Annotated in this window: 5 protein-coding genes; 4 read left to right on the top strand and 1 reads right to left on the bottom strand. The window is 72.8% G+C overall.

Annotated elements, in window-relative coordinates:
- Positions 1-19: 19 nt before the first annotated feature.
- Complete coding sequence (locus tag ACFWGJ_RS04525; protein WP_387320964.1) at positions 20-847, bottom strand: DUF1206 domain-containing protein; 828 nt, start codon at positions 845-847, stop codon at positions 20-22.
- Positions 848-1023: 176 nt separating this feature from the next.
- On the opposite strand from ACFWGJ_RS04525, the gene ACFWGJ_RS04520 reads away from it, so the two are divergent.
- The 4 genes from ACFWGJ_RS04520 to ACFWGJ_RS04505 form a co-directional block, all read left to right on the top strand.
- Positions 1024-2700, top strand: coding sequence for an FAD-dependent oxidoreductase (locus ACFWGJ_RS04520; RefSeq protein WP_387320957.1), 1677 nt, complete (start codon positions 1024-1026; stop codon positions 2698-2700).
- Entirely contained in the window at positions 2697-4202 is a 1506-nt protein-coding gene (locus tag ACFWGJ_RS04515) for an ATP-binding protein (protein ID WP_387320956.1), read from the top strand. Before ACFWGJ_RS04520 ends, ACFWGJ_RS04515 begins: the two co-directional genes overlap by 4 nt.
- Positions 4199-4555 carry a UBP-type zinc finger domain-containing protein gene (locus tag ACFWGJ_RS04510; protein WP_189768879.1) on the top strand — a complete coding sequence of 119 codons (357 nt, stop codon included), beginning with the start codon at positions 4199-4201 and terminating at the stop codon, positions 4553-4555. Before ACFWGJ_RS04515 ends, ACFWGJ_RS04510 begins: the two co-directional genes overlap by 4 nt.
- 156 nt (positions 4556-4711) lie before the next feature.
- Positions 4712-7213: ATP-binding protein (locus ACFWGJ_RS04505; RefSeq protein ID WP_387320954.1), on the top strand; the 2502-nt coding region annotated here is incomplete at its 3' end.

The following is a 7213-nucleotide window of genomic DNA, read 5'->3' as shown; positions in this document are numbered from 1 at the left end:
GGGCCACACCCATGACTGCTCAGACCTTGCGGTACCTGGCCATCGCGAACGAGAACAGGCCGAAGAGCATCAGGCCGACGGCTATCAGCACCAGCAGCCAGGGCCCGGCCGGGGTCTCGGTGAACGAGCGCAGGGTGTCGTCCATGCCCTTGGCCTTGTCCGGCTCGTAGTCCCAGGCCGCGCGGACCGCGAAGCCTCCGGCGACGGCGAACACCAGACCGCGCGAGACACCCCCGCCGACGCCGGTCACGTCGACCGCCTGACGCACCCGGTGCGACATCGCACCGAGCCTCATGTGCTTGTGGTACTTGCGGCGGACGGCCTGCACGGCCATCCAGACGCCCGCGCAGCCGATCACCACGCCCGCCACACCCACGAGCCACTGCCCGGCGGGCAGCTCCATGGCCTTGGCCGTGGCGTCCCGGGACTTGCCGTCACTGGAACCGCTGCCGCCGGCGCCCGCGGCGAAGGAGATCACGGAGTAGGCGACGAAGCCGTAGAACACGGCCCGTGCCGCCGACGCCAGCCTCTTCTTCGCCTTGGCCCCGTCGGGGCCCGCCGCGCCGAAGACCGCTTCGGACAGCCGCCACAGCGCCATGCCGACCAGTCCGACGGCCAGCGCCCAGAGCACGACCTCTCCGAAGGGCTTGCCCGCGACCTCCTGGAGCGCGCCGCCCTGGTCCGCCTGCTTCCCGCCGTCGCCGAAGGCGATCTGCAGCGCCAGCAGGCCCACCAACAAGTAGATGACACCGCGCGCGGTGAACCCCGCCCGCGCCGCCCCCTCGATGGCCGGGGCAGCCTTGCGCTTCCCGGCCTGACTGCCTCGTGTCAACGTGCTTGCGTTCATCATTGCCTCCCGTCTCCGGTTGCCCCGGGTCGGCCGTACGACACCCGGCGGGCCCAGCCGAGCGGTACGTCCCTTTTCCGAAGCGGATCGGGGGGATCGAACATACGATGGGCGTGCAATTGGAAAGGCGCCCGCGCATCCGCGCGAGGACGCCGACCTCTCGGGGTGGGAGACGAATGGCACAGGGCACAGACGCAGCACGGACCGTCATCCTGACCGTGGACGACGACCCGGGAGTCTCGCGTGCCGTGGCCCGTGACCTGCGGCGTCGTTACGGCGAGACGTACCGTATCGTGCGCGCGGAGTCCGGGGAGAGCGCCCTTGAGGCGCTGCGTGAACTGAAGCTGCGCGGTGATCTCGTCGCGGTGATTCTCGCGGACTACCGCATGCCGCAGATGAACGGGATCGAGTTCCTGGAACAGGCCCTGGACGTGTACCCGAGCGCGCGCCGGGTGCTGCTGACGGCGTACGCGGACACGAACGCGGCGATCGACGCGATCAACGTGGTGGATCTGGACCACTACCTCCTCAAGCCCTGGGACCCGCCCGAGGAGAAGCTCTATCCCGTCCTGGACGACCTGCTGGCCGCCTGGCGGACCTCAGACCACCGGGCCGTGCCGATCACGAAGGTCGTCGGCCACCGCTGGTCCGCGCGGTCCTCGGACGTACGGGAGTTCCTGGCCCGCAACCAGGTGCCGTACCGCTGGTACTCGTCGGACGAGCCGGAGGGCAAGCGGCTGCTGGCCTGTGCGGAGCAGGACGGGGAGCGGCTGCCGCTCGTGGTGACCGCCGACGGGGCGGTGCTGGTGGAGCCCGACGACCAGCAGCTGGCCGCCCAGGTGGGGCTCGCGACGACGCCGACCTCCGAGTTCTACGACCTGATCGTCATCGGCGGCGGCCCGGCCGGGCTCGGCGCGGCGGTGTACGGCGCCTCGGAGGGGCTGCGGACGGTCCTCGTCGAGCGCTCCGCGACCGGCGGGCAGGCCGGCCAGAGCTCCCGGATCGAGAACTACCTCGGCTTCCCGGACGGCGTGTCCGGCGGGCAGCTCACCGACCGTGCCCGACGGCAGGCGACGAAGTTCGGCGCCGAGATCCTGACGGCACGCGAGGTGACGGGGCTGGAGGTCACCGGGGCCTCGCGCACCGTGCGCTTCGCGGACGGTTCCGCCATCTCCGCGCACTGCGTGATCCTGGCGACGGGCGTCTCGTACCGGCAGCTGGAGTCGCCGGGCGCCGGGGACCTGACCGGGTGCGGGGTCTTCTACGGGTCGGCGCTGACCGAGGCCCCCGCGTGCCAGGGGCAGGACGTGTACATCGTCGGCGGGGCGAACTCCGCCGGGCAGGCCGCCATGTACCTGGCCAGGGGCGCGAAGTCGGTCACCCTGCTGGTGCGCGGCCCGTCCCTCGCGGCGTCGATGTCCCACTATCTGATCGAGCAGATCAGCAACGCGCCGAACATCTCGGTGCGCAGCGGGACGGTCGTCGACGCGGTGCACGGTTCCGGCCATCTGGAACAGCTCACCCTGCGCGATCTGGCGAGCGGCCACACCGAACTCGTCGACGCGCAGTGGATGTTCGTGTTCATCGGCGCCGCGCCGCTGACCGACTGGCTGGACGGCACGGTCCTGCGGGACGAGCGCGGGTTCATCGTCGCCGGGCCCGACCTGGCGGTCGGCGGGGAGTCCCCGCCCGACTGGGAACTGGACCGGCCGCCGTACCACCTGGAGACCAATGTGCCCGGGGTGTTCGTGGCGGGTGACGCACGCGCCGAGTCGGCCAAGCGTGTCGCCTCCGCCGTAGGAGAGGGAGCCATGGCCGTGATGCTCGTCCACCGGTACCTGGAGCAGTCATGAGCGGGCGGCCGATGCCGTGCGACATCAAGGAACTCGGCACGCTGTTCCTGTTCGAGAAGCTGGACGCCGAGCAGTTGGGGCGGCTGTGCAGCGAGGGCCGGGTGGAGCTGTTCGAGCCCGGTTACGTCTACGAGGAGGGCGAGCCGGCCACCTGCTTCTTCGTCCTCCTTGAGGGCACGCTCGTCATGTCGCGGCGGGTCGGCGGCGACGACGTGGAGATCAACCGCACCTCCCAGCGCGGGGTGTACGCGGGCGCCATGCAGGCCTATCTGGCGGCCCCCGAGGAGGCCCGCTACAAGGGCTCGCTGCGGGTCACCGAGCCCTCGCGGTTCTTCATCCTGCCCGCGGAGACGTTCTCGGCGGTGCTGCGGGAGTGGTTCCCGATGGCCGTGCACCTGCTGGAAGGGCTGTTCTTCGGCAGCCAGAACACCCAGCGGACCATCGGGCAGCGCGAACGGCTGCTGGCGCTCGGCTCGCTGTCCGCGGGGCTGACGCACGAGCTGAACAACCCGGCCGCAGCGGCGGTCCGGGCCACGTCCGCGCTGCGGGGCCGGGTGGCCGGGATGCGGCACAAGCTCGGCATGATCGCGGCGGGTCCGTACGCGCGCGACGCCCTGGAGACACTGGTCGAGATCCAGGAGCGTACGGCGGAGCAGGTCGCCAAGGCGACGCCCCTGAGCCCGCTGGAGGCCTCCGACCGGGAGGACGCGCTGGGCGACTGGTTCGACGACCACGGCATCGCGGGCGGCTGGGAGCTGGCGCCGACGTTCGTACAGGCCGGGTTGGACATCGACTGGCTGGACCAGGTGGCGGCGACCGTGGACGAGGGGACGCTCGAAGGCGCGATCAGGTGGCTCAACTACACGGTCGAGACCGAGTTGTTGATGAACGAGATCGAGGACTCCACGACCCGCGTCTCGAACCTCGTGAACGCCGCCAAGCAGTACTCGCAGCTCGACCGGGCGCCCTACCAGGTCGCCGACGTGCACGAACTGCTCGACAGCACCCTGATGATGCTCGCCGGGAAGATCGGCCCCGGCGTCCGGATCGTCAAGGACTACGACCGGTCGCTGCCCCGGATCCCCGCCTACCCGGGCGAGTTGAACCAGGTGTGGACGAACCTCATCGACAACGCCGCCTCGGCGATGGGCGGCGAGGGCACACTGACCGTGCGCACCGCGCTCGAACGGGAGCAGCTGCTCGTCGAGTTCCGCGACACGGGGCCCGGGGTGCCGGAGGAGATCCGGGGCCGGATCTTCGACCCGTTCTTCACCACGAAGCCCGTGGGCGAGGGCACCGGGCTCGGTCTCGACATCTCCTGGCGCATCGTCGTGAACAAACACCACGGGCATCTGCAGGTGCATTCCGAGCCCGGTGACACCCGCTTCCAGGTCTTCCTCCCGCTCACCGCGGAGGAACCCGAGGCGGAACCCGCTTCCACCCCGTCCACTTCCACCGGATCGGTCCCCTCCGCATCCGCCGGCACCCAGGAGACGTCATGACCACCTCGGACACGGCCGGAATCGACCCGAGCGTGCCGCCGAGCGGCACGGGATGCGTCGAGTGCGAGGCGGCGCAGGGCTGGTGGTTCCATCTGCGGCGCTGCACCCAGTGCGGTCACGTCGGCTGCTGCGACGACTCGCCCTCGAAGCACGCCACGGCCCACCACCAGAGCACCGGCCATCCCTTCATCCGCAGCTTCGAGCCGGGCGAGGCCTGGTTCTGGAACTTCGAGACGTCCGAACTGTACGAGTCCGGGCCCGACCTCGCCCCGCCGCTCAGCCACCCGGCCGACCAGCCCGCGCCGGGGCCCGCGGGACGGGTGCCGGCGAACTGGGCGCAGACGCTCCGCTGACCCGGTCCGCCGATCCGGCGCTCCGATCCGGCCCGCCGGCCCGGCCCGTTTGCGCACCGCCCCACCGGCCGGTCTCCCGGCCGAGGTCGCGGCGTGGGGGTGGGGTCCGGGGGCCGGGACCAGGGGACTGTCGGTGCCGCGTGCCAGGATGGATCCGTGTCGACCACCGCATTCACCACGCCGCTCAACGGACCCTTCATCGGGCCCTTCATCGGACGTGCGGACGAACTCGCCCGGCTGACCCAGGTCCTGGACCGGGCCCGGGCCGGTGAGTCACGCGCCGTGCTGGTCGCCGGGGACGCGGGGGTCGGCAAGACCCGGGTGCTTGCCGAGGCCGCCGAGCGGGCCGCGGCGGCGGGCACGACGGTGGTCACGGGGCACTGCGTGGACCTCGGTGACGTGGGGCTGCCCTATCTGCCGTTCACCGAGATCCTCGGGGTGCTCGCCGGGGACGAGCGGTTCTGCGGCGTGCTGGCCGCGCATCCCGTGGTCGACCGGCTGATCGGGCACGGCGGGGACGGGTCACGGGACGCGGGCGGCCGGCCGCAGCTGTTCGAGGGCATGGCCGCGCTCCTGGCCGAACTGACCCGCACCGCACCGCTGTTGCTGGTCCTGGAGGACCTGCACTGGGCGGACCAGTCCTCCCGCGACCTGCTGCGCTTCCTGCTCAGCCGGGGCGTGTTGGGCGGGGCGGGAAGCGCGGGCGGCGCGCCCGGTCAGCGGCTCGCCGTCTTCGCCTCGTACCGCGCCGACGATCTGCACCGCAGACACCCCTTGCGGCCCCTGCTCGCCGAGTTGGTGCGGCTGCCCGCCGTCGAGCGGCTGGAGCTGCGGCCGATGCCCGACGTGGAGGTGGACCGGCTCGTCCGCTCGCAGCGGACGGCGCCGGTTCCCGATGCCGCGATCCGCCGCATCGTCGAGCGCGCCGAGGGAAACGCGTTCTACGCCGAGGAGTTGCTGGCCGCCACGGCGGAGACCGCGCCCGGGGCGGCCTCCGCCGTGCCCAGCGGGCTGGCGGACGTGCTGCTCAGCCGCTTCGAGCAACTGTCCCCGACCGCACAGCAGGTGCTGCGCACGGCGGCGGTCGCGGGGCGGCGCGTCGAGCACGATCTGCTGCGCGACGCCGTGCAACTGCCCGAGGAGGAGCTGGAGTCGGCGCTGCGCGAGGCCGTGGGACGACAGCTCCTCGTCGCGGGCGGGGCGTCCGGCCGGGACTCCGGCCGGGGCTCCGGCTCCGGCTCCGATGGGAGTCCCGGTGCCGGTTTCGGCGACAACACCGGCGGAAGCCACCGCGACGGCTTGGGCGTAGGTTCCGGCGACGGCCTGGGCGTGGGCTCCGGCGGTGCTTTGGGCGTGGGCTCCGGCGGCGGCTCCGGTGGGGACAGCGCCTACTCCTTCCGGCACGCCCTGATCCGTGAGGCGGTCTACGCCGATCTGCTGCCGGGCGAGCGGGTGCGGCTGCACCGGGCGTTCGCCCACGTACTGGCCGGGCGGGGCCTGCCCGCCGAGTGCGCCGCGGAGCGCGCCCACCACTCGCGCGAGAGCCACGACCTGCCCGACGCGCTGGCGGCCTCGCTGGAGGCCGCCGACCACGCGGCGCGGGTCCGCGCGCCCGCCGAGGAACTGCGCCACCTGGAAGCCGCCCTCGACCTGTGGTCGGCGGTGCCCGCCGACGCCCGGCCCGACGGCTACGACACGGTCACGCTGACATTGCGCGCCTCGGCGGCGGCGGCCCACGCGGGCGAGACCCACCGGGCCGTCTCGCTCACCCGGGCCGCGCTCGCGCGCATGGGCTCCGACGAGGACTCCGAACTGGCCGCCAGGGTCCGCTACACGCTCGCGGGCAACCTCATGCGCATCGACAGCCTCACCGCCGCGTTCAGGTACAGCAGCGAGGCCCTCGCGATGATCCCCGCGGACCCTCCCTCGCGTACGTGGGTGTGGGCGGCGTCCACCCACGTCATGGCGGCGCGGTACGTGGGCGACGACGAGACCGCTCTCGGCGTGGCCCGCCGGGCCCTGGGCATCGCGGAGGAACTGGGCACAGCCGACGCCCGGGCCGACCTGATGATCTCCCTCGTCGGTCTGGAGGGAGCGGGCCGGACCACCGCGGAAGGACGCGGCCGGCTGCGGGAGGCACGGGAACTGGCCCGGGGCGCGGGGAACGCCTCGATCGAGATGCGCGCGCTGTTCAACCTCTCCATCGGCGCGTACGAGTCCGGTGACCTGGACGAGTGCCTGACCTGGCTCTCCGACGGGCTGGAGCGCGCGGGCCGTGCGGGGCTGCTCGCCTCGCCCTATCCGCTGGAGATGCGCTATCTGCGGTCCCTGGTGCTCTACTCCCTGGGCCAGTGGGACGCCTGCGTCCGCGCCGCGGAGAGCGACGCCGAGCGGCTGCCCGCGGCGGGCGGTTACGCGATCGGTCCGGCGCTGTCGGTGGCGCTGGCGCGCGGTGAGCAGGAGGCGGTCGAGCGGGCCCGGGGCCTCCTCGACGGACCCTTCGACTGGATGGCCACCCTTGTCGCGGGCATCCTGCTGACCGACGCGGCGGTCCTGCGCCACGATCCCGAGGCGGCCGTGGCCCCCGGCCCGTCCAGCCGCGCCGCCCCGGGCGACGAAGCCCGGTACACCCCCCAAGTGGTGGTGGGGCGCGCCCCG

The organism is Streptomyces sp. NPDC060205 (assembly GCF_042728395.1).
Taxonomy (GTDB): Bacteria; Actinomycetota; Actinomycetes; order Streptomycetales; family Streptomycetaceae; genus Streptomyces.
The sequence above is the reverse complement of the archived record's forward strand: the minus strand, read 5'-3'. Positions and strand labels throughout refer to the sequence as shown.

Bases quoted from the DNA above. Each gene is read 5' to 3' on its own strand.
- ACFWGJ_RS04525 (WP_387320964.1), bottom strand. From the start codon at position 847: ATGAACGCAAGCACGTTGACACGAGGCAGTCAGGCCGGGAAGCGCAAG.
- ACFWGJ_RS04515 (WP_387320956.1), top strand. From the start codon at position 2,697: ATGAGCGGGCGGCCGATGCCGTGCGACATCAAGGAACTCGGCACGCTG.
- ACFWGJ_RS04520 (WP_387320957.1), top strand. From the start codon at position 1,024: ATGGCACAGGGCACAGACGCAGCACGGACCGTCATCCTGACCGTGGAC.
- ACFWGJ_RS04510 (WP_189768879.1), top strand. From the start codon at position 4,199: ATGACCACCTCGGACACGGCCGGAATCGACCCGAGCGTGCCGCCGAGC.